A 23,101-nucleotide genomic window follows, 5' to 3' on the forward strand; every position below is an offset into this window, starting at 1 on the left:
AATACTGGGATAAAGCCATTTAGAAACATATTAAATTTTATATTATTTCATCCGTCAACTTGACAGGGCCTAGTACAGGTCATGGTGGCCTCTTTTTTTGTTTTCAGAATAAAAAACTGGTGTTGATGAATTTTATTTCACCAACACCAGAAAGTGTACACCCTTAAAATAGCTATGTTCTATAATGTTTTTTAAATTTGTTTCAACAAACTAATATTGTCCTTTTTTGAATAAGATAGGACAATTGATGACTTAATCCAGTAGTTGTATGAATAATGTATTGTGTTAAAAATTAGCGTTTAATTTATCTATTACTTTTTAGGACGATGTACAGGGTATACAGTGAAATTAATAGGGCAACGATACTTACTGTTGTAGATAGAATATTCATTTGTTTTACCTCCATTTTTTAGATATACTATAAAGACAGGATAATTATGTAGAATAACTTTATCTATTAACAAATGTCACTAATGCTAACTGTATAACAGCAGTTAGCATTTTTTATTAATACTCCATGCGATATATATAATAGCATCAGAGTAGAATGAAGACAGATCTATTTTAAGTTTTAAGCTAAAAATAGTTTATTATGATCTATTTTATAACCTAAAATTAAATGTAAATTTTTATCAATAGTTTGGATAAACAGCTTATTATGACGTGATTTCAACTCAGATACGTGAAGTAAATCTTGAAGTAACAAGGGTTTATCAGAGGGAGTAACAATTAAAATAAAATATTCTGATGTACTAATTACCTTAGAAATAGGGTAAAATAGATTATTAGTAGTGTAATATAAATTAAAATTTTTATTTAAATCAATAGTGGCTAATTCTAAATCGATCATTCGCATAATATTTAACCATCCTTTAGTAGAAGATATAATTATTATGCATTTTTTTTAATGAAAATGAAAGGAATGAGGAAAAAAAATGCCAAGAGGATTAATTATTGAAGATGATACAATTATTTCTGATAATATTGTTGAAGCAACAGCAAAAATTATGACGTTAGAGCAAGCGTTCGATGGCGAGGAAGGCTTTTTTAAAGCTTCACAAAATATATATGATATTATTATTTTAGATTTAATGCTTCCTACAATATCGGGATTTGATGTATTAAAAAAAATTCGAGAAAAGAAAATTGACACGGCAGTGCTAATCTTATCAGCAAAAGATAGTGTTGACGATAAAATTACCGGATTTAATTTAGGGGCGGATGATTATTTAGCTAAGCCATTCAATTTAAACGAATTACAAATGAGAATAAAGGCTCTTCTGAAAAGAACAATGAAATTTGAAATAGATAGTGAATTAAAATATCAAGATATGATTTTATCTGATAACAGAACAATTATTTCTGGCAGCCAATCTATCAATTTACAGGGTAAAGAGTATGAATTTTTAACATACTTACTGGAAAATAAGAATACTATTTTAACGAAAGAACAAATATTTGACCGTGTTTGGGGATTTACGTCCGATACTAGCATTACGGTTGTAGAAGTTTATATGAGTAATCTGAGAAAAAAATTAAAAAAGATTGGTCATGAAAAAATGATTCGAACAATTAGAAACGTTGGTTATCTGGTTGAACCTGATGAAAAATAAGGCAAATAGAGATACGCGTATAAAATTATTTTTTATGTATCTTTTAAGCTTCAGTATTATTTTTGTAACACTTGGTTTAATTGTATATAGTTCATTTAATGACACCTTAACAGTTAATGTAGATATATCAATGAAAAAACAAATTAGACGAATAAAAGATTCTAATTATGTCTCCATAAATAGAATCGATGATAGTCCACTTTTGAAGCAAGCACCTGACTTTAAAGTCTATCAAATCTTATGGTCACAAAATGGAGAAATAATTAATAAAGATGCAATGGGTACCAGATACCCCGTTTTTAATAAGATACCATTTAAAAAATCTGATTTAAACAAATTTAAAACAATTAAACAAAAAAACGGACCTACGTTTAGGTCATACTTAATGGAAATTCCAGACTCAGCTGTTAAAAAATGGCATAAAGCACGATATATTCAAATTATTGAAAATATTGAGATTAATCAAAACTCATTGATTAGTTTTAGGAATATTTTACTTGTATCTCTGCTTATTTTTGGAATGTTGTCGATTGCCTTAAGTGTTATTTTATCATCTATTAGTATTAAACCAACGATTAGTGCATGGAATAAGCAAAGAGAATTTATCGATAATGCAGCCCATGAGCTTAGAACACCATTGACGATAGTACAAAATAAATTAGAGTATTTGTTAACAAAACCTAATGCAAATATTATCGATGAAAGCGAGTCAATTGCAACTTCATTAAGTGAGATTAGACGATTAAATAATCTAACAAAAGATCTATTATTGTTAGCTAATTCAGATTCTAATGCTAATGTGTTTAACTTTAAGAAAGTCCTTGCTAAGGAATACTTTGAGAATATTATTCATCCTTATGCAGATATTGCGCTTAGTCAAAATAAACAATTTTATTTTCAAATAAATATTGCAAGTAAGTACATTCAATTAGACGAAGACCGTATACATCAATTAATTGTCATTTTACTTGATAATGCATTGAAATACACAGTAGCGGGTAATGAAATTTCGTTTATCGTTATTGAGTCGGCTAAGCAACTAGTGATACAAGTCATTAATGATGGAGAAAATATTAGTGATACACATAAAAAAATAATCTTCCAACGCTTTTATAGAGAAGAAAAATCAAGAAATCGTAAAACAGGTGGTAATGGGTTAGGCTTGTCAATTGCGAAATGGATCGTTGAAGAGCATAAAGGTAAAATTGAAGTTAGAAATAAGATACCGAAGGGTGTCGTTTTTGAAGTTACATTACCAATGAAATCAAATGAATAAGTAAGGATAGGTTAATAATATGGAATTAGAATTTTTAGGTACAGGAGCAGGAGCACCTGCAAAAAATAGAAATGTAACCAGTATTGCACTAAAACTACTAGATGAACGTAATAGTGTTTGGTTGTTTGATGTAGGTGAAGCAACACAACATCAAATTTTACAAACGACAATAAAACCTCGGAAAATCGAAAAAATATTCATTACACATTTACACGGAGATCATATTTTTGGGTTGCCAGGTCTTTTGAGTAGCCGATCATTTCAAGGAGGTAATGGACCTTTAACTATTTTTGGTCCTAAAGGAATTCAAAATTTTGTGAAGACCAGTTTACAAGTTTCTGAAACGAAGTTGTCATATACAATTAAATTTGTAGAACTTGATAAACCTGGATTAATATTTGAAGATAGCACTTTTAAAGTATATTTTGATTACTTAGATCATCGTATTATAAGCGTGGGTTATCGAATTGTGGAACATGATTATGCAGGCGAATTACAAATAGATAAACTTAAAGAATTAAATATTCCGTCTGGTCCAATTTATGGAGAATTAAAAGCCGGTAAAATAGTTCAATTAGAAGACGGCACAAAATTAAATGGAAATGATTTTTTGGGAGAAACTAAAAAAGGGCGTATTGTCACAATTTTGGGCGATACAAGAAAAACAAAAAATAGTTATACATTAGCTGAAAATGCAAATGTTCTGGTTCATGAGAGTACATTTGAAAAAGCTGAATCAAAAATGGCAAGGAATTATTATCATACAACTAGTGCTCAGGCTGCAGAAATCGCTAAAAAATCAAACGTGAAAATGTTATTATTGACACATATTTCCGCAAGATATGTTGGTAAAATGGCCATTACTTTACAGAGTGAGGCAAGAAGTATCTTTAAAAATACAACGGTTGTTAGAGATTTTGATGTAATTAATGTGCCGTTTTCTCAAAAGGAAAAAGTAAATGATTAGTCAATATAAAGAGTTAAAAGATTTACGTAATAGAATCGTTCTAATTAGTGGTGGTTCAAGTGGTTTAGGTAAGGAACTGGCATATGAGGTTGCTAGAAAAGGTGCAATTGTTGTTATTTGCGCTAGACAAATGGATAAACTTACAGAGGTTAAAGATGCTTGTCAGCGTCTATCTGGTCGATTGGCTTATGCGATTGAATGTGATGTTTCTGATCCAATTCAAATTGAAAAAATGGTTAAAAAAATTGAATCTTCAATTGGACCGATTGAAGTACTTATAAATAATGCAGGGTTTGGTTTGATGGAGAATGTGTTATCTTTTGATATGGATGTTGCTGAAAAAATGTTTAGAGTAAACGTCTTGGGGCTAATGTACATGACTCAAAATGTTGCGCTAAATATGGCAGATAGAAAATATGGCGTTATTATTAATATTGCATCTATTGCTGGGAAAATTGCAACACCGAAATCAGCAATTTATTCAGCAACGAAATATGGTGTCCTTGGTTATTCTAATGCGTTGAGATTAGAATTAAAACCACTAGGGATTAAAGTTATGACAGTTAATCCTGGACCAATTGATACTAATTTCTTCAAAATAGCTGATAAAGAGGGCAACTATTTAAAAAATATTGGATCAATGATGCTAAATCCTGCGCATGTTGCAAAGATTATATCAAGAAACATAAGTACAAATAAACGCGAAATTAATTTACCATATTATATGGAAATGGCATATTTGGGATATACAATTTTCCCTAAAATGGGAGATTTACTTGCGGGTACAGTATTTAACAAAAAATAGTGGGGGAAAATATGAAAAAACAATGGCGAACAATCATAGCGTTATTACTTATTATCGTAATAGCAATTTTTTCAATTTTAAATGTAAAGGAAGTTTCAATTAATTTTTGGTTTGCAGAAATTAAAATGCCAATGATTCTTATTTTATTATTTTCAATTTTAGCAGGAGCACTACTGATAGGTCTGTTAACAACAAGTGCAACTTTAAAATTAAAAAAAGAAAATAAAGAATTAAATCAACAATTGGATGACTATAAAAATAATTTTGATGAATCATTGAAAAATTCAATTGATAAAATAAAAACTCAGAATAGAAAAGAAGTTCAATTACTACAAAATGAAATTAAAACGTTAAAATCAGAAAATATAAATCGTTAGTAAAGTAGAGGTTTAACATGATTGAATCAAAGTATAGTTGGAAGTTTTTAGATTTAAGTAATGACAAAATACCTAATGAAATATTTGAAAATATTCAATTAGATCATTCATTGATATCTTTACTATGGAGCCGCGGACTTACATCTGAAAAAGCTATTACTGATTTTTTAAATGTAGGAGCAGAAAACATTCACGATCCAATGCTTATGCATGATATGAGTAAAGGAATTGAACGAATTCAACAAGCAATAGTTAAAAATCAAAAAATAACGGTTTATGGTGATTATGATGCTGATGGGTTAACGAGTACCTCAATCATGTTTGAGACACTTAGTGATATGGGCGCAGATGTGGAAACTTATATACCTAACCGATTTATAGATGGTTACGGACCTAATGTAGATGCTTATAAAAGAATAATAGACAATGGTACTAATTTGATTATTACTGTTGATAATGGTGTATCAGGGAATGAAGCAATAGAATTTGCTCAATCTCAAGGTATAGATGTTATCGTAACCGATCATCATGAATTACCAGATGTTTTACCAAAGGCTTATGCAATAATTCATCCTCGACATCCTGAAGGAAAATATCCGTTTGGAGAACTTTCAGGTGCTGGTGTGGCATTTAAAGTTGCGAGTGCATTAACAGGTGATATTTCAGAAGAATTACTAGATTTAGTGGTAATCGGTACAGTAGCAGATTTGGTATCACTGACAGATGAAAATCGTTCACTTGTAAGTTTCGGTCTGAAGGTTTTACAACAAACGTTCCGGCCAGGATTGATTGCATTAATGGAAGTTGCGAATGTAAAACAGGAAACAGTAGATGAAAAAGATATTGGTTTTGGTATTGCGCCGCGTTTAAATGCAATTGGGCGATTAGGTGATGCAAATATTGGTGTTGAACTGTTAACTAGTCTAGACGATGAACGAGCACAGGAAATAGCAAACTTTGTTCAATCTGAAAATGTACGCCGTCAAAAAATTGTAGCAGATATATTAGAACTAGCATTGAAACAGGCTACAGCAGAGTATAATCAGTACAAGAAAACACTGGTAATAACAGGTGAAAATTGGCACGAAGGTGTATTAGGTATCGTTGCTAGTCGTGTTGTTGAAGTAACTGGTAAACCGACAATTATTTTAAACCAAGATACAGAGAAGGGCTATTTAAAAGGATCCGGTCGAAGTATTGATACATTTCATTTGTATAACGCAATTAATGAACATAGAGAATTAACATCTCATTTTGGTGGACATCATATGGCCGTGGGATTAACATTTCCCATTCAAAACTTAGAAAGATTTAGATTAGACTTGGAAAATGAAGCAGTATCTCAAGGAATTCAATTGAACGTTAAGCCAGCCAAAGTGGTTGTAGCAAAGCTAAATGTAGATCAATTGACTTTGGATTTTTATAAGGATATTGAAAAATTAAAACCATTTGGTACAGACAATGAAAAACCGATTTTTGAAATTAAATATAAATCAATACAAAATGTTAAGGCTATTGGTAAAACAGGAACTCACTTAAAATTTGAAGTTGTTGGTGAGAAAGAAAAAATTAGTGGAATTTCATTTTCAAATGCAAAGTATGTTGATGATTTCAAGAATACTTTAGATGAGATCAAATTAATCGGTGAAATTGAAAAAAATGTATGGATGAATAAAACAAATTTACAGTTAATGGTACAGGACATTAAATTTGAAGGGCTTGTAATTATTGATGAAAGAACTGACCACGTGAATAAAAGTTTATTTCAAAATGAAGGCTTGTTTATATTCTGGAATAAAAAAAATTATGACCAAGTAAAACAATTTTCATCAGACAAACAGATATTTAAGCAGGCTGATCAACTAAAAAGTGTATCAGATTTTGATAATCAAAGAACAATTATATTTGTAGATTGCCCAAGCTCGTTGGAACAAATGTCTACAATATTACGTTTATCGGATAGTCAGAAAATAATTGCAGTATTTTTAAAGACTAACAGTGCCTATTTAGATGGTATGCCATCCAGAGAACAGTATGCAAAGTTATATAAATTTGTGATGAGTCATAAAGATGTTGATATTAATAATCAACTAATCGTCTTATCTGATTTTTTAAAAATAAAGAAAAATTTATTAATATTCATGATTAAGGTGTTTTTAGAGTTGGAATTTGTTAAAATAAAAGATGGATTAATGACTGGAAAAAGTACAACAAATAAAATGGACATTAAAAATACTTCTGAATATAAGCTAAGAAATAATCGAATATTAGCTGAAGATAAGTTAGTCTACTCTAAAGAGAATGATCTTAAAAAGTGGATACTTGAACAATTGAATACAGAAGATTAAAGGAGCGTTTATTAATGGTATTAGATTTAACAAAGTATATTGCTGCAATTCCTGATTACCCAGAAAAAGGTGTTGTTTTTCGAGATATATCACCCTTAATGGCAGACGGAGCAGCATACCGCGAAGCAACAAATAAAATTGTAGAATATGCCAAGAGTAAAAATGTTGAGATGATTGTTGGCCCTGAAGCTAGAGGGTTTATTGTTGGATGTCCAGTGGCCTATGATCTAGGTGTAGGATTTGCACCAGCTAGAAAAAAAGGTAAGTTACCTCGAGAAACCGTTGAGGCCAAGTATGCATTGGAGTACGGAGAATCTGCACTATATATGCATAAGGATGCGGTACAACCTGGACAGAGGGTTTTAGTAACAGATGATTTATTAGCAACTGGTGGTACGATTGCAGCGACGATAGAATTAGTTGAACAATTAGGTGGTATTGTTGTAGGGACTGCCTTTTTTATTGAATTAGATGATTTAAAGGGCCGTCAAAAAATAAAAGACTATGATATATTCAGTTTAATGAACTATTAAATTCATGATTACAGCTTTATGATAGCTATTGTTGTATAATTTTATAAAATGAGGCTCTAGTATTGGATTTTCGTCCAATACTAGAGCTTTTTATTTTTAAATTAAGCTACGAGCTTTTGAATATTATCTTCCTTTTACCAAGAACAGACGGTTGTTTGCGAAATATTAATTATATATACATCAGTTTGGGTCCAAGATACAGGTATAATACTGATTTTTTATAATTCAGAAAGTCACTTAAAGCTTTTTTAATGTTAGGTATATAAAAATGTGCGAAATATGTGCAAAGTCATATGATGTTTTAATGCTTTATAGTCTCTTTTTATACAAAATAAAAAACACAAATGCCTTTAAACTGGCGTTTGTGTTTTTTTATTTTGGTTTAATATGATATAAAAAGGAGAGTACAGGATTTGAACCTGCGCGCGCCATTACAGCGTTCGCCGGATTTCGAGTCCGGTGCATTACCACTCTGCCAACTCTCCAAAATAACTTTGTTTAGTATATCAACTTTTTAATATAATTGCAAAACTCATTTAATTATTATCAATGCTTATTAAGTTAGCAAGAAATATCCACGTGTAGCTTGCGCCAAATAATAAGCTTAGCAGATGAATATATAAAATTATTGTTGGATATGACTGAACATTTTGAATAGAATTTATGGGGTCTCCAAAAAAATCACTCAAGCCATAATATGAAATAGCTACTAAGTGATCAACAACATGGACACTGGGTAACTTAGAGACAAATTCGGTAACTTTTGATTCACCTCCTAAAACGCCTATTAAAGAAGTTCCAACAAGCAAACCTTCATAGAAAATATTTAATGCAAATTCAGCAATAACCTGTACAGTATGTGCAAAATTATTTTGAACAATGTATGAAAGTAATTTTAATAAATAGAATGAACTAAAGGTAATGATAATAATACCTAATATAAATGTAAAAATAACTGTTGTTTCCATTAGTGGTGTAATCAAATTCATATAATTAATTAGATAAAAAATGAATGTAGTAATAAGTAATAATAAATACGATTCAATTTGCCAGAGTTTTGTTTTTTTAGGGAATAATTTTAGGTATGAAAAAAAACTATAACAAAACAGTAATGAAGCAATGCTAAATGTTAGTAGTCTTAAAATTAAGAACCTGGGGAAAAACATTAGACCAAAAATTGTACCTATTAAAAAACTTACTGCATAAAAATAAAATTTTTGTTCTTTTTCTTGAATAACTAAAAACGACAAAAAAGGGTGTTTAAATCTATTTTGTCTTGGTATTTTTGTAGGGGTGAATATATATTTAAAAAAATTAGTCAAACCTTTATCCCAAATAGTTAACCCAATCATAGACACCCAAATAATTAAAACAATTAAATAAAATGTTTGTGCAATCATATTAATCCCCTTTTTCGTATAAATATATGGTTAAATTTTATACGTCTAACTGGACAATTACAAGAGAATACATAAAGTGATTCTATAATTAGTATTCAAGGGGAATTAAGTGCAATTAAGTGCAATTAAGTGCAATACGACCAATGAGTCTTGTAATCGTTGCCAAATTTTATCTGTTCGCCGAGTGTGATAGTTTATTGATAAAGATATTTCTAGGGTAGTAATAAAAGTATTTAGGTTTAGTATTTGAAACTGAATAATGATACCTTTTTAAACCAGTGATACCAAATCTTGCCATCAAATGAGACATCAAGTACAATAAAAACAATATAATAAATGGAAGCTGGAAGATTAATGAAAATTGGAATTGATCGAATTAATTTTTTTACATCGAATCAGTACGTTGATATGTCAGAATTAGCTAATGTCAGAAATGTAGATCCTAATAAATATTTAATTGGAATTGGCCAATCAAAAATGGCTGTTATACCGCCGACACAGGACGTGGTGACGATGGGTGCAAATGCTGCAGATCTATTAATAGATAACGAAAATAGAGACAAAATTGACTTTGTTATTTTTGCAACAGAATCCGGTATTGATAATTCAAAGTCGGCAGGAGCCTACGTTTCAGGTCTTTTAGGCTTAAAACACGTGAGATCAATCGAAATTAAGCAAGCTTGCTATGGAGCAACGGCCGCTATTCAATTGGCAAAAGGACATGTGTCGCTTAATCCAAATAGTCAGGTTTTAGTCATTGGTGCTGATATTGCTAGATATGGTCTAAATACTGCGGGTGAACCTACACAAGGTGGCGGCGCTGTCGCAATGATTATTACGAAAAACCCAAAAATACTTTTATTAGATGCAGATAGTGGATTTGTAACGGAAAATGTTATGGATTTTTGGCGCCCATTAAATCACAGCGAAGCACTTGTAGACGGTAAAACTTCTCAGAACGTATATTTAGATTTTTTTAATCAAACATGGAATGAGTATAAAAATAAAACAGGATTAACTGTTGCTGATTTTAAGGCTATTTTATATCATTTGCCATATACAAAACTTGGTGTTAAAGGTTTAAGAGAAGTCCTTAATGAAGCGACAGATAGCAAAAAAATTGAATTAGAACGAGAATTTGAGGCAGCTAAAAAGTATAATAATCAGGTTGGAAATTTATATACTGGCTCACTATATTTAAGCTTTATATCTTTACTTGAAAATAGTAATGATTTAGAGGCCGGTGATAGAATAGGGATGTATAGCTATGGTTCAGGGGCAGTTGGAGAATTCTTTTCTGGTACATTAACAGATAATTTCAAGAGTCAATTACCGAAAATTAATTTAGAAGAACGTGTTCAAGTTTCTATTGAATTATACGAGAATATGTATCAAAATCATTTAAAAAATGATGGAGCAGATATTTATTTAGATTACAGTAATGATAAATCTAAATATATTTTAATAGGCAGCAAAAATATGCAAAGGCAATATTCTATTCAATAGAAAAAGCTACTAGATTAGTCTGACTAATTTAGTAGCTTTTTCTGCTTTGTTCATTAAAAATGACGATAGAGTCCAATGACTTTGCCTAAAATAGAGACAGAATCTAAAATAATTGGTTCCATTGAATCATTTTCGGGTTGGAGACGAAAATGATTTTCTTCTTTGAAAAATCTTTTACAGGTTGCCTCATCAAATTCATTCATTGCAATAACAATTTCACCATTTTCAGCAGTTGACTGTTTTCTGACAATAACTTGATCTTCATTTAATATCCCAATATTAATCATGCTTTCTCCGCGAATTGTTAACATGAATAAATCATCTGAGGAATTAAAGTCAGGTGGGAGGGGGAAATAATCAGTTACCTGTTCAACAGCCAAAATGGGTACACCAGCAGTAACGGTCCCGACCATTGGAATTAAATTTTCATGACTATTAACGCCAATCGCATCTAATCCAAGTGGTGTAAGTTCAATTGCCCTAGGTTTGGTGGGATCTTTAGTTAGTAATCCTTTTTTTTCAAGTCGAGCAATGTGTCCATGAACAGTGGAAGTAGATGATAGAGAAACAGCTTCGCCAATTTCTCTAACAGTTGGTGGATAACCCTTCGTGTCCACTCGTTCATGAATAAAGCGCAAGACTGCAAGTTGTTTGCTGTCAGATGCTTTTGTCATTTAGTACACCTCATCATCATTATTTATTATTTTAATAGTAGCATATGAAAGTAGTTGTTGCAAACAAACGTTCGGTTAATTTGAATAATTGTTTTTTATCATATTATCAGGTATGCTTATGAGTGAAATTTTAAGGAGTGATAATAAATGATCCCAGAAGATTTAGCACCAAGAATAAATGAATTAGCTGCAAAAAGTAAAACTGATGAAGGTTTAACAAAGGCTGAAGAAGCTGAAAGAAAAGAACTTCGTGAAACGTATCTTGCATTATTTAGAGAAAGTTTTAGAAGTCGAGTTGAAATGATGCAGGTTTATGATAAAACAGGTAAAGAAGTAACACCTGACAAAGTAAAAAAAGTTCAACGTGATAAAGGTTTACGAGATAACTAAGAAAATAGTTCCCAATTTGAATAGATTTACCTTTTCTTTTATGTGAAAATTGTGTAGAATTAGTGATTGAAGTGAATTGAAAGGGGTCTTGAATTATGTCAATGGGAATGACGATTTTAATCGCCGTTATTGCGTTAGCAGTTGGACTTGTCGGAGGATTTTTCGGTGCTCGTAAGTATATGGAAACATATTTACAAAAGAACCCACCAATCAATGAAGATATGTTAAGAATGATGATGGTCCAAATGGGCCAAAAACCTTCTGAAAAGAAATTACATCAGATGATGTCATCTATGAATGCACAAGCAAAAAATAGTTCGCAAAAAAAATAATTTAATATTTTATGAACAGGCAAGGATTTCCTTTGCTTGTTTTTTTTTATAAAAAGGAGGAGTTAGAATGACTATATTTAGAAAACTTGGATGGTTTTTTAAACAAGAAAAAAAATCGTATGGAATCGCAGTATTCTTTCTGATTTTAGTGGCAATCTTCCAAATTATTCCACCTAAAATTATTGGAAATATCGTTGATAGTATGAGTGAAAATGAACTAACAGTGAGTAAGTTAGCAATTTGGATTAGTATCTTAGTTTTTGTTGCATTAGGGCAATATCTGTTTAGATATATCTGGAGAACCAATATTTGGGGTAGCGCTGCTCGCCTTGAAAAAATTTTACGTACTCGATTATTTAAACATTTTATGCAAATGGATCAATCTTTTTTTCAGCAAAATAGAACAGGCGATTTGATGGCACATGCAACGAATGATTTAACAGCTATTCAGCAGGTTGCTGGTGCAGGTATACTAACTTTTGCTGATTCAATTATCACGGGTGGGACAACTATAATTGCAATGATATTTTTAATAGATTGGCGTTTAACAATCTTAGCAATTATTCCGTTACCTTTATTGGCGGTTATGGCTAGATATTTAGGAACTAAAATACACACTGCTTTCTCTACATCTCAAGCAGCGTTTTCAACGTTGAATAATAAAACGCAAGAGAGTGTCAGCGGAATTAAAGTGATTAAGACTCTTGGACAAGAACAAGAAGATATTGAAGATTTTGAAGGAAAAGTTGAAGAAACTATCAAGATTAATAGAAAAGTTAATTTATTGGATGCATTGTTTGATCCAATAACAAGTTTAATTATTGGATTGTCATATGTTTGCACTATCATTTTAGGTGGATACTATGTGGCTAACAACGTTATTTCAATTGGACAACTGATTTCATTTATAAGTTATATTGCGTTACTTGTTTGGCCGATGTTTGCTATTGGTCGATTATTTAATGTTATTGAACGTGGAAATGCTAGTTATGATCGTGTTCAAATATTATTAAATCAAAAAAGTGGCATTGTAGATAATGAAAAGGGGTTAGATAAATTACCGGTGGGATCTTTTAAATTTGATGTCCAGCATTTTAATTATCCAGATGATGATCGGGAAAGCTTGCATAATGTTAAATTTGAAATTGGTTCTGGTCAAACTCTTGGCATTGTTGGAAAAACGGGTGCTGGCAAATCAACGATTATGAAATTGATACTTCGTGAATTTGATGCATACAACGGAATGATTTCAGTTAATAATTCAAATATTAAAGAGTATGCCTTAGATACGTATCTGAAGTCAATTGGTTACGTTCCTCAGGAAAGCTTTTTATTTTCAACAACTATTTTAAATAATATACGTTTTGCTAATATGAATTTAACAAAAGAAAAGGTTGAAATGGCTGCATTTAATGCTGATTTGGATAGTGATATCACTGAATTACCACTAAAATATGAAACAGAGGTTGGAGAACAAGGAATATCCCTCTCTGGTGGCCAAAAGCAACGTTTAGCTATCGCTCGTGCCCTTGTAATTAATCCAGAGCTATTAATTTTGGATGATGCTCTTTCGGCAGTTGATGCCAGAACGGAATCTATTATTTTAACTAGATTAAAAGAGAAACGTCAAAATAAAACAACTATTATTTCTGCAAGCCGTATGAGTAGTGTAAAAGATGCAGATGAAATTATCGTAATTGATGGTGGAACAATTATTGAGCGAGGACAGCATGATACGTTAATGACATCAAAAGGTTGGTACTATCAAATGACAACTAAACAACAACTTGAAAGCAAGTTAGAGGGAGATGAAATTAATGAGTGAAAAGCCTAAATCTAGCTGGCAAAAAGAACTGAGCGGTAAAGAACAAAGAACAGTTATTAAAAGATTGTTGCCCTATACAAAAGATTTTAAAGCCGATTTTTTAATCGCAATTTTATTTGCGGCCATATTAAGTGGAATTAATATATTACTACCTCTTCTTTTACAGTATTATATGGATAACTATCTTCAATCGAAATCAACACCACTAAATATTATGTTTTTATTTGCGGGTCTTTACTTTATCGGTGTAATTTTAAAAGCAATTACTCAATTCATTCAAATGTATTTGTACTCAATGGGTGCAGAAAAAACATTAGAAAAAATACGTGTCATTCTTTTTAAAAAAATTCACACGTTAGGGATGCGTTACTTTGATAAGACACCGGCTGGAGCTGTTGTTTCTAGGGTTACTAATGATACGATGACATTAGCAGATTTTTGGACGCTATTTATGACATTAATCGTTGGTGTATTTTCACTTATCTCTGCTTTTGTAGCAATGTATATTGCCAAGCCACAGATTGCATTGGTAACGTTGATTTTTATACCAATTTTACTAATAACAACATGGTATTACCAACGGTTTAGTTCAAAGGTTTATCGACAAATGAGAGAATATTTGAGTCGATTAAATACTAAATTAAATGAATCTATCGTTGGAATAAATGTGATTCAACAATTTCGCCAAGAAAAACGGATTGAAGGCGAATTTGAGGACACTAATGAACTTTATTTGAAAAAAAGATTTGAAATGATTCGAACTAATTCATTGTTACTTTCACCAATTATTAGTTTATTTTATGCATTGGCTGTAGTAATGACACTTGGGTTATTTGGAATTAGCAGTTTAGATCATTTTGTTGAAGCAGGAATGGTATATGCATTTCTAACATATTTACAAAATTTCTTCAATCCCATGACAAACTTAATGGATTATTTGACAACTTTCCAAGATGGAATCGTTGCAGGTAGCCGAATCATTAGTGTTCTTGATGACCAAACAATAGAACCACAACAAACACCCGTGGCAGGAGCCACAATTACTGAAGGTAAAATTGAATTCAAAAATGTTACTTTTTCTTATGATGATGAGAATGCTGTTTTAAAGAATATATCATTTACGGTACAACCTGGTGAAACACTTGCTTTCGTTGGACACACGGGTAGTGGTAAAAGTTCAACCATCAATATTTTGATGAGATTTTATGATTTTGAAGAAGGGCAAATTTTAATTGATGGTTTAGATATTAAAAAATATTCGACAGAAGAGTTACGTAAAAAAATGGGGCTTGTATTACAAGATTCATTTTTATTTTATGGTAATGTTGCTTCAAATATTAGAATGTTTAATCAAGATATTACTGATGAACAAATTGAAAAAGCTGCTAAATTTGTTCATGCTGATCAATTTATTGATAAATTACCTCGGCAGTATCAAACGAAAGTTGTTGAACGAGGGGCAACATACTCCGCTGGTGAAAAGCAATTGATTTCATTTGCGAGAACGATTGTAACTAATCCCAAAATTTTAATATTGGATGAAGCTACAGCTAATATTGATACGGAGACGGAACAACTTATACAAGATGGGTTAAAACAAATGAGACAAAATAGAACGACGCTTGTTATCGCACACAGACTGTCAACTATTGTTGACGCTAACCAAATTCTAGTGTTGGATAAGGGTCAAATTGTTGAACGAGGAACACATGAAGAATTACTAAAATTAAATGGTAAATACGCTGACATGTATAGTTTACAAAATATATCAGATGATTAAGTTTAATTTTAAATAAAAATACTGGTAGAAAATCAATATGATTTCCTACCAGTATTTTTTTTGGAATTTAATTATTATTTTTACTTTTATGGGGATCAACATATTTAAAATTGGGATTAATTTCAGTATCTAATTTTTGAAATGCAGCCATTAATTGGGTGTCCATTTCTGTTTGGACCTCATCAGTCAATTTTGTTTTTTTGTCTAAATAGATTGGATCACCGAATGAAACGGTTACTCTTTTTCTACTGAAAAGTTGCTTTAAGGTTAATGGACCTTGATAGACTGCTGGAACTAGGGGTACCTGTGCCATTCGAGCAATTAAGAGTGAACCACCTTTTAATTCCTCGGAATGTCGGGTACCTGAGGGAAACATAATTAATGATAATTCGCCTTTTTTTAAAAATTTAACTGGCGTTTTAATTGTTGATGGACCTGGATTTTCTCGATCAACTGGAAAAGCATTGGCATGAATTAAGATATAGCGTAAAATTGGATTTACAAATAGTTCTTTTTTTGCCATAAATGAAAACTTTTTAGGACTACCAGCTAAGGCAAAGTAAAGGGGGTCAAACCAAGTTCGGTGTGGACCTACTAAAATATACGATCCTTCAGGTAGTTTTTCTTTATTAATATAGTGGGCATTCCCATTGATTAAGAATAAAAGTACTCGTACAATACCTCGTGCAAATGAATAAAACATGTGGCAACAATCCTTTCAAATTTTAAACTTTGTATGGTAAGTATGACTAATTAAATTAAAAGTTGCAAGTTTAAAAAAAATTATAGAAAATGGGTAATGAAAAATGGTTTCACTTAATAACAATGAACGTATTGACCAATTATACTCAAATCAAATTAAAATCATTCAGAGTTCAGATGTTTTTTCTTTTTCACTGGATGCTGTTTTATTAGCCCATTTTGCAGATGTTTCAAGAAAAGAATCAACTAAAATAGTTGATTTATGTGCGGGCAATGGTGCAGTCGGGTTATTTGTTAGTCAAAAAACAAAGGGTCAAATTTATCAGATTGAACTTCAAGAAAAATTAGCTGATATGGCAAATAGAAGTATTGAATTGAATCACTTGGAAAATCAAGTACAAGTTAAGCAAACAGATTTAATCAACACGTTTGATTATCTAGAAAAAGACTCAATTGATACCGTATTGTGTAATCCACCTTATTTTCCAAATACGCCACAATCTTCTCAGAATCCTAACAAGTATTTAGCAATTGCACGACATGAAATTACAACTAATTTAGATAGTATTCTAGAAATTACTAGCGGTTTATTGAAAATGAAGGGGAAAACTTTTTTCGTACACCGTCCTGATCGATTGCCTGAAATTCTAAGTAAAATGGTTAATCATCGGTTGGCGCCTAAAAAAATCCAATTTGTTCATCCAAAAGAGGGAAAAGAGGCTAACATGGTCCTAATTGAAGCAATTAAGGATGGCAATGCAGCAGGAATTAGGATTATGCCTCCTATTGTTGTTTATGGTAACGATGATGAGTACACACAAATGGTTCAGGAGATTGTTTATGGAAGATGAAAAAAAATATTATTTCTATGTATTACTGTGCGCTGATAATACACTATACGGCGGATTTACAACGGATCCCGAAAAAAGACTTGCAACGCATAATGCAGGGAAAGGTGCAAAGTACACAAAATTAGCTAGTAGACGGCCTTTGAAAATGATTTTGCAGGAATCATTTGAAACGAAATCTGAAGCATTAAAGAAAGAATATGCTTTCAAACACCAATCAAGAGATAAAAAAATTGCTTATTTAAAAAAGCAATCAGTTGAAATCTGAAATAATGTATAAAAAGATTTCAAATGATATAATGAAAGTATAAATTTTAAAATAAAGAGGTATAACATTATGAAAATCATTGCGTATGGTATCCGAGAAGATGAATTATTGTATGTCCAAGAATGGGAAAAAGATAATCAAATTAAAATAAAAACTGTTAATGAATTATTAGACGAAAAAACAGTTCAATTAGCAGAAAATTATGACGCTATCGTTGCCTACCAACAAAAGGACTATACACCTGAATTAATTAAAAAAATTCATGATTTAAATATTAATTATTTATCGATTCGTAATACTGGTGTGGATAACGTTGATGGGGATGCAGTTAATAAGTATGGATTGATTGTGACGAATGTGCCATCTTATTCTCCAAGTGCTGTTGCGGAGCTATCTGTAGCTAAATTGTTGGAGTTATTTAGAAAAACACCACAATTTAATCGTAAAATGAAGAATAACGATTTCACTTGGGAACCCGATATCTCTAAAGAAATCCGCACACAAACAGTTGGTGTGATTGGTACAGGAAGAATTGGGCAAACAGCCATTAAAATTTTTAAAGCATTTGGTGCAAAAATTATTGGATATGATATTTATCAAAATCCTGCTTTGAAAGAAGAAGGAATCTATGTTGATACATTAGATGAGCTATATGCAAAATCAACAGTTATCACAATTCATAGCCCTGCTACTGAAGATAATTATCATTTATTAGATGACGAAGCATTTAGTAAAATGCAAAATGGTGTGCATATTTTGAATATGGCCAGAGGAACATTGATTGACACCGATGCACTGATAAGAGCGCTAGATTCAGGGAAAGTAGCCGGTGCCGCATTAGATACACTTGAAAATGAGACTGATTATTTCAATAAAGAATTAACAGAATCACAAGTAAATGGTACTTTTAAAAACTTATTGCAACGTGAGAATGTGTTAATTACCCCACACACAGCGTTCTATACAGAGCCTGCTGTCAGGAATATGGTTATAGATGCTTTGAATGCAAGTAAAGACTTAATAGAAACAGGACATTCTGATAAAGAAGTTAAATTTAAATAAAATTAGTCAGAAAATGGAGGATTTTGTATTATGAAACTAATTGCGTTCGGTATGAGAAAAGATGAAGTTGGATTTGGTAATCAATGGTCTGATGACAATCAAGTTGATGTTGAAATTACTCAAGATTTATTAACGAATGAAACGATACAGCAAGCGGATGGATTTGATGGTATTATTGCATTGCAAACAATCCCTTATAACGAAACATTATTTTCTAAAATGAAAGAGATGAATATTAAGATTCTTTCTGTTAGAAATGTCGGGGTTGATAATATTGATTTAGTTGCAGCTAAAAAATACGGTGTGACGGTGACAAATGTCCCAGCGTATTCACCTAACGCGATTGCTGAATTTTCTGTGACACAATTGATGCAACTCTTAAGAAGAACACCAGAATTTAATTTAAAAATTAAAAATCAAGACTATCGTTGGGCTCCAAATATTTCACGCGAGTTGAGAAGCTTAACCGTGGGTGTTATTGGAACTGGACGTATTGGCCGGGTTGCAATGGACATTTACAAAGGATTCGGTGCAAAAGTTATTGCATACGATGTCTATCCAAATGCTGAATTAAAAAAGAGTGGTATTTATGTTGATACATTAGATGAGTTGTTCGAACAAGCAGACGTTATTACATTACATACGCCAGCTACAAAAGAGAATGAACACATGCTTAATCGAGATTCATTTGAAAAAATGAAACACGGAGTTCTGATTGTAAATACAGCCCGTGGAACGTTAATTAATACTGAAGATTTAATTGACGCATTAAAATCAGGACAAGTTGGTGGAGCAGCTTTAGATACGTATGAATTCGAAAATCCAATATTTAATCATGATTTAACGGACTCATCTATTGAAGATCCATTATTTAATGAACTTTTAGATATGGTAAATGTTATTTTAACACCTCATATTGCATTCTATACTGAAACTGCAGTTAAAAATATGGTTGAAATTGCTTTGAATAGTGCTTATCAATTTTTAACAACAGGCGTTGTGGAAACAGAAGTTAAATAATTAAAAATAAGACTTGTGTTCTAATTTTAGATTTTGTATACTTAAAGACGATGTTAAAACATCAATTCACACCTTGTGGGATGTGACTGAGGGTGCTCGGGAGAGTCTTAGCACAGTTGAACACTTGGGAGGAAAATAAAACTTTTACTCGGAGGCACTACATTATGGCTGTTATTAGTATGAAACAATTGCTCGAAGCCGGTGTTCATTTTGGACATCAAACACGTCGCTGGAACCCAAAGATGAAACCATACATCTTTACTGAAAGAAATGGTATTTATATCATTGATTTACAAAAAACAGTTAAATTAGTTGATGCTGCTTATGCATCAATGAAAAAAGCTGCTGAAGATGATGGTGTTGTTCTTTTTGTTGGTACAAAGAAACAAGCACAAGATGCTATTGAAGAAGAAGCAACTCGTGCTGGACAATACTTTGTTAACCATCGTTGGTTAGGTGGAACTTTAACTAACTGGAACACAATTCAAAAACGTATCAAACGTCTTAAAGAAATCAAAAAAATGTCAGAAGATGGCACATTTGATCTTCTTCCTAAAAAAGAAGTTTCTTTATTAATTAAACGTAGAGATCGTCTTGAAAAATTCTTGGGTGGTATTGAAGATATGCCTCGCATCCCTGATGTATTATTCATTGTTGATCCTCGTAAAGAACGTATCGCTGTTAAGGAAGCTCAAAAATTGAATATTCCTATCATCGCTATGGTTGATACAAATAGTGATCCAGATGAAATTGATGTAAAAATCCCTTCAAATGATGATGCAATTCGTGCTGTACGTTTGATTACTGCAAAAATGGCTGATGCTATTATTGAAACTAATCAAGGTAAAGAAGAAGTGAATGAAGCTTCTTTCAAAAAGGCTGACGAAAAAGTAGATTCAATCGAAGATATCGTTGAAGCTGTTGAAGGCGGAAATGATAAAAAAACTGCTGAATAGTAAATAAATTAGGCTGTCTCAAAATTAGGTACTGTAATGGCCCTTTCTTTTGAGGCAGTTTTTTTAGATATAAAATCAATTAAATTATTTAAACAAGGAGGCCATTCAAATGGCAAAAATTTCTGCTTCTCAAGTTAAAGAATTACGTGATACAACTGGTGTCGGTATGATGGACGCAAAAAAAGCACTCGTTGAAGTTGACGGTGATATGCAAAAAGCAATCGATTTCCTCCGCGAAAAAGGTATGGCAAAGGCTGCTAAAAAAAGTGACCGTGTTGCTGCTGAAGGTCTATCTGATGTTCAATTCTCTGGTAACTTTGCAGCTATTGTTGAAGTTAACGCAGAAACTGATTTCGTTGCTCAAAACGAACAATTCAAAACACTTGTTAAATTGATTGCTACTAAAATTGCTGAAGCACATCCTAAAGATGTTGAAGAAGCACTTACAATTAAAACAGACCGTGGCACAATTAATGATGATTTAATTGAAGCAACACAAGTAATTGGTGAAAAAATTTCATTACGTCGTTTTGAATTAGTAGAAAAAACTGATAATGAAAGTTTTGGATCATACTCACATATGGGTGGCTCAATTTCAACACTTGTTGTCGTTACAGATGCTGATGAATCAACTGCTAAAGATGTTGCTATGCATGTTGCTGCAATTAATCCTAAGTATGTATCTCGTGAACAAGTACCTGCTGATGAATTGGCACATGAAAAAGAAGTACTTTCTAAAGAAGCTGCTAATGAAGGCAAACCAGCAAATATCATTGAAAAAATGGTTGAGGGTCGTTTAAATAAATATCTAGCTGATATTAGCTTAGATGATCAAGATTTTGTTAAAGATCCTGACATGACAGTTGCTAAGTATGTTGCTTCTAAGGGTGGAAAAGTTAAATTATTTATCCGTTATGAAGTTGGAGAAGGTCTTGAAAAGAAAGAAAATAATTTTGTAGACGAAGTTATGGGCCAAATTAAATAATTTTCTACAATCCAAAAGTTTGTGCTTTAAGCACAAACTTTTTTTAATAAATTTATTTTGATATAAATTGAATTATTAATTATACCTAAAATATGGTAAAATAATTGTAAATAGATTGTAGGAGGAACATTGGATGTCAGATGTTAAGTATCGACGCGTTATGTTGAAGTTAAGCGGTGAAGCATTAGCCGGAGAACAAGGATTTGGTATTAATCCACCTGTAATTAGAAAAGTTGCTGAAGAATTAAAAGAAATTCAAGAAATGGGTGTTGAAGTCGCTATCGTTGTTGGTGGTGGTAATATGTGGCGTGGTGAAGCTGGAGCCGCAATGGGTATGGAACGTGCGCAGGCAGATTATATAGGGATGCTAGGAACAGTTATGAATGCACTAGCATTGCAAGATAATCTTGAGTCTGTAGGTGTCCCAACTCGAGTTCAAACAGCTATTGAAATGCGCCAAATTGCAGAACCCTATATTCGCCGTAAAGCTGTTCGTCATCTTGAAAAAGGTCGCGTTGTTATTTTTGCTGCGGGTACGGGTTCACCATATTTCTCAACAGATACAACTTCAGCGTTAAGAGCTGCAGAAATTAATGCTGATGTTATATTGATGGCAAAAAATGGCGTAGATGGTGTCTATTCTGCTGATCCTCAAAAGGATGACTCAGCAACAAAATATGAAGAATTAACACATTTAGATATAATTAATAAAAACTTACAAGTTATGGATACAACTGCAAGTACATTATCGATGGATAATGATATTCCGTTAGTCGTATTTAATTTGAACGAACCAGGAAATATAAAAAAAGTTGTTCTCGGTGAAACCATCGGAACAACCGTTAGGGGAAAATAAATGAAAATAACAGAACCTATATTAGTTGATGCTCAAGATAAAATGTCAAAAGCAGAGGTTTCACTTCAAAAAAATCTTGGTAATATTCGGGCTGGTCGAGCTAATGCTAGTTTATTGAATAATGTGACAGTAGATTATTATGGTGCACCAACGCCACTTAATCAAGTTGCACAAATTTCAGTACCAGAAGCTCGCGTACTTTTAATTACGCCATTTGATAAAAGTGCTTTGAAGGATATTGAACATGGTTTATTAGTTGCTGATTTAGGAATTAGCCCTTCGAATGATGGATCAGCAATTCGATTAGTTATTCCTCAATTAACAGAAGAACGTCGTAAGGAATTAGCTAAAGACGTTAAAGCTGAAGCAGAAAATGCTAAAGTTATTATTCGTAATATCAGACGTGATGCAGTTGATGCCTTGAAAAAATCAGAAAAAAATGGTGATTTAACCGAAGATGATTTACGAGATTTAGAAAAACAAGCTCAAGATGTGACGAATGCATCAATTAAAAATATTGATAATATTCAAGCAGATAAAGAAAAAGAAATTTTAGCAGTTTAAATAAATAGCTTTAT

24 protein-coding genes and 1 tRNA gene are annotated in these 23,101 nt (G+C 31.9%); 20 read left to right on the forward strand and 5 right to left on the reverse strand.

Translation table 11 applies throughout. From position 1 onward, the window contains the following. Positions 1 to 571: 571 nt before the first annotated feature. Positions 572 to 850, reverse strand: coding sequence for a hypothetical protein (locus AC1RO3_RS01830; protein WP_481761399.1), 279 nt, complete (start codon positions 848 to 850; stop codon positions 572 to 574). Positions 851 to 935: 85 nt separating this feature from the next. Here AC1RO3_RS01830 and AC1RO3_RS01835 point away from each other — a divergent pair, with 85 nt between their 5' ends. From AC1RO3_RS01835 to AC1RO3_RS01865, 7 genes are read left to right on the forward strand one after another with little or no spacing between them, the layout of a single operon-like run. Beyond that, positions 936 to 1,613: a response regulator transcription factor gene (locus AC1RO3_RS01835; RefSeq protein WP_409022427.1), complete on the forward strand. Its 678-nt coding sequence runs from the start codon at positions 936 to 938 to the stop codon at positions 1,611 to 1,613. Then, the gene (locus AC1RO3_RS01840; protein WP_481762402.1) at positions 1,603 to 2,889 is read left to right on the forward strand and encodes a sensor histidine kinase; all 1,287 of its coding nucleotides are present in this window, start codon (positions 1,603 to 1,605) and stop codon (positions 2,887 to 2,889) included. Before AC1RO3_RS01835 ends, AC1RO3_RS01840 begins: the two co-directional genes overlap by 11 nt. 19 nt (positions 2,890 to 2,908) lie before the next feature. Continuing rightward, entirely contained in the window at positions 2,909 to 3,856 is a 948-nt protein-coding gene (gene rnz, locus AC1RO3_RS01845; RefSeq protein ID WP_481761397.1) for a ribonuclease Z, read from the forward strand. Continuing rightward, positions 3,852 to 4,661 (forward strand): SDR family NAD(P)-dependent oxidoreductase, encoded by an 810-nt coding sequence (locus AC1RO3_RS01850; RefSeq protein ID WP_409022789.1) that lies wholly within the window; start codon positions 3,852 to 3,854, stop codon positions 4,659 to 4,661. The genes rnz and AC1RO3_RS01850 overlap by 5 nt, the downstream gene beginning before the upstream one ends. Positions 4,662 to 4,672: 11 nt before the next feature. Beyond that, positions 4,673 to 5,038: a lipopolysaccharide assembly protein LapA domain-containing protein gene (locus tag AC1RO3_RS01855; protein WP_481761396.1), complete on the forward strand. Its 366-nt coding sequence runs from the start codon at positions 4,673 to 4,675 to the stop codon at positions 5,036 to 5,038. Positions 5,039 to 5,055: 17 nt separating this feature from the next. Next, entirely contained in the window at positions 5,056 to 7,386 is a 2,331-nt protein-coding gene (recJ, locus tag AC1RO3_RS01860) for a single-stranded-DNA-specific exonuclease RecJ (RefSeq protein WP_481761395.1), read from the forward strand. A 14-nt stretch (positions 7,387 to 7,400) separates the two neighbouring features. After that, a complete protein-coding gene (locus tag AC1RO3_RS01865; protein ID WP_481761394.1) occupies positions 7,401 to 7,919 on the forward strand; it encodes an adenine phosphoribosyltransferase in 519 nt (172 codons plus the stop codon). 398 nt (positions 7,920 to 8,317) lie between these two features. Here AC1RO3_RS01865 and AC1RO3_RS01870 read toward each other — a convergent pair. Further along, positions 8,318 to 8,404: transfer RNA gene (locus tag AC1RO3_RS01870), tRNA-Ser, on the reverse strand. 51 nt (positions 8,405 to 8,455) lie between these two features. Then, positions 8,456 to 9,319, reverse strand: a complete 864-nt coding sequence (locus AC1RO3_RS01875) for a hypothetical protein (RefSeq protein ID WP_481761393.1) — start codon at positions 9,317 to 9,319, stop codon at positions 8,456 to 8,458. A gap of 354 nt (positions 9,320 to 9,673) precedes the next feature. On the opposite strand from AC1RO3_RS01875, the gene AC1RO3_RS01880 reads away from it, so the two are divergent. Further along, positions 9,674 to 10,825, forward strand: coding sequence for a hydroxymethylglutaryl-CoA synthase (locus AC1RO3_RS01880; RefSeq protein WP_481761392.1), 1,152 nt, complete (start codon positions 9,674 to 9,676; stop codon positions 10,823 to 10,825). Between the two features lie 53 nt (positions 10,826 to 10,878). Here AC1RO3_RS01880 and lexA read toward each other — a convergent pair whose 3' ends face one another. Beyond that, on the reverse strand, positions 10,879 to 11,499 hold the full coding sequence (gene lexA / locus AC1RO3_RS01885; RefSeq protein ID WP_409022434.1) for a transcriptional repressor LexA: 621 nt from the start codon (positions 11,497 to 11,499) through the stop codon (positions 10,879 to 10,881). A gap of 147 nt (positions 11,500 to 11,646) precedes the next feature. On the opposite strand from lexA, the gene AC1RO3_RS01890 reads away from it, so the two are divergent. The 4 genes from AC1RO3_RS01890 (at position 11,647) to AC1RO3_RS01905 (ending at position 15,826) form a co-directional block, all read left to right on the forward strand. Continuing rightward, positions 11,647 to 11,889, forward strand: a complete 243-nt coding sequence (locus AC1RO3_RS01890; protein ID WP_409022435.1) for a DUF896 domain-containing protein — start codon at positions 11,647 to 11,649, stop codon at positions 11,887 to 11,889. A 95-nt stretch (positions 11,890 to 11,984) separates the two neighbouring features. Then, positions 11,985 to 12,221 (forward strand): YneF family protein, encoded by a 237-nt coding sequence (locus tag AC1RO3_RS01895; RefSeq protein WP_112249992.1) that lies wholly within the window; start codon positions 11,985 to 11,987, stop codon positions 12,219 to 12,221. Positions 12,222 to 12,288: 67 nt separating this feature from the next. Continuing rightward, positions 12,289 to 14,046, forward strand: coding sequence for an ABC transporter ATP-binding protein (locus tag AC1RO3_RS01900; RefSeq protein ID WP_481761391.1), 1,758 nt, complete (start codon positions 12,289 to 12,291; stop codon positions 14,044 to 14,046). Beyond that, positions 14,039 to 15,826: an ABC transporter ATP-binding protein gene (locus tag AC1RO3_RS01905; protein WP_481761390.1), complete on the forward strand. Its 1,788-nt coding sequence runs from the start codon at positions 14,039 to 14,041 to the stop codon at positions 15,824 to 15,826. Before AC1RO3_RS01900 ends, AC1RO3_RS01905 begins: the two co-directional genes overlap by 8 nt. 67 nt (positions 15,827 to 15,893) lie before the next feature. Here the strand turns inward: AC1RO3_RS01905 and AC1RO3_RS01910 are convergent, their stop codons facing one another. Next, the gene (locus AC1RO3_RS01910) at positions 15,894 to 16,529 is read right to left on the reverse strand and encodes a lysophospholipid acyltransferase family protein (protein ID WP_409022438.1); all 636 of its coding nucleotides are present in this window, start codon (positions 16,527 to 16,529) and stop codon (positions 15,894 to 15,896) included. Between the two features lie 103 nt (positions 16,530 to 16,632). Between AC1RO3_RS01910 and AC1RO3_RS01915 the strand changes: the two genes are divergently transcribed. The 8 genes from AC1RO3_RS01915 (at position 16,633) to frr (ending at position 23,087) form a co-directional block, all read left to right on the forward strand. Next, on the forward strand, positions 16,633 to 17,379 hold the full coding sequence (locus AC1RO3_RS01915; RefSeq protein ID WP_409022439.1) for a tRNA1(Val) (adenine(37)-N6)-methyltransferase: 747 nt from the start codon (positions 16,633 to 16,635) through the stop codon (positions 17,377 to 17,379). After that, entirely contained in the window at positions 17,369 to 17,644 is a 276-nt protein-coding gene (locus AC1RO3_RS01920; RefSeq protein WP_409022440.1) for a GIY-YIG nuclease family protein, read from the forward strand. The genes AC1RO3_RS01915 and AC1RO3_RS01920 overlap by 11 nt, the downstream gene beginning before the upstream one ends. A gap of 69 nt (positions 17,645 to 17,713) precedes the next feature. Continuing rightward, positions 17,714 to 18,706, forward strand: coding sequence for a D-2-hydroxyacid dehydrogenase (locus tag AC1RO3_RS01925; RefSeq protein ID WP_481761389.1), 993 nt, complete (start codon positions 17,714 to 17,716; stop codon positions 18,704 to 18,706). Positions 18,707 to 18,736: 30 nt separating this feature from the next. Further along, a complete protein-coding gene (locus AC1RO3_RS01930) occupies positions 18,737 to 19,726 on the forward strand; it encodes a D-2-hydroxyacid dehydrogenase (RefSeq protein WP_481761388.1) in 990 nt (329 codons plus the stop codon). Between the two features lie 164 nt (positions 19,727 to 19,890). Then, a complete protein-coding gene (gene rpsB / locus AC1RO3_RS01935; RefSeq protein ID WP_409022443.1) occupies positions 19,891 to 20,682 on the forward strand; it encodes a 30S ribosomal protein S2 in 792 nt (263 codons plus the stop codon). Between the two features lie 109 nt (positions 20,683 to 20,791). Next, positions 20,792 to 21,667 (forward strand): translation elongation factor Ts, encoded by an 876-nt coding sequence (tsf, locus tag AC1RO3_RS01940; protein ID WP_481761387.1) that lies wholly within the window; start codon positions 20,792 to 20,794, stop codon positions 21,665 to 21,667. A gap of 133 nt (positions 21,668 to 21,800) precedes the next feature. Continuing rightward, positions 21,801 to 22,523: a UMP kinase gene (pyrH, locus tag AC1RO3_RS01945; protein ID WP_481761386.1), complete on the forward strand. Its 723-nt coding sequence runs from the start codon at positions 21,801 to 21,803 to the stop codon at positions 22,521 to 22,523. After that, a complete protein-coding gene (gene frr / locus AC1RO3_RS01950) occupies positions 22,524 to 23,087 on the forward strand; it encodes a ribosome recycling factor (RefSeq protein ID WP_409022446.1) in 564 nt (187 codons plus the stop codon). It begins immediately after the preceding gene. Positions 23,088 to 23,101 lie beyond the last annotated feature (14 nt).

The sequence above is a fragment of the Dellaglioa sp. CoH-57-MRSF-19 genome (assembly GCF_056781975.1).